Annotated in this window: 1 pseudogene; it reads right to left on the bottom strand. The window is 74.4% G+C overall.

Features of this window, described 5'->3' with window-relative positions:
- Positions 1-332: pseudogene (locus tag ACEN88_RS34880) on the bottom strand (EamA family transporter); the annotation flags it as partial.

Genomic DNA, 332 nt, shown 5'->3' with positions numbered 1-332 from the left:
CCCAGCGTGCGCGCCAGGCGGCCGCCTTCCGCATACCCGGCCGCGGCGGAGACGATGGCGCCGAACATCAGTACATCGGCCGCCTGCAGCGCGCCGCCGCCCTGGCTCAGCGCGAACGCGACGACCAGCCCGGAACCCAGGAGCGCGACGAGCCAGAACCGGTTCCATGGCCGCTCGTAGCCCCGAAGGGCCGCGTACAGCGCGGTCGCCAGCGGCAGCATCCCCGCCAGCACGGCACCGTGCGACGCCGGCACGCTGCGCATCGCGATCGAGCTGAGCAGCGGAAACCCGAGCACGCAGCCGAGCCCCACGATGACCAGGGGCCGCAGCGC

The organism is Massilia sp. CT11-108 (assembly GCF_047302915.1).
Classification (GTDB): domain Bacteria; phylum Pseudomonadota; class Gammaproteobacteria; order Burkholderiales; family Burkholderiaceae_D; genus Telluria; species Telluria orientalis.
The sequence above is the reverse complement of the archived record's forward strand: the minus strand, read 5'-3'. Positions and strand labels throughout refer to the sequence as shown.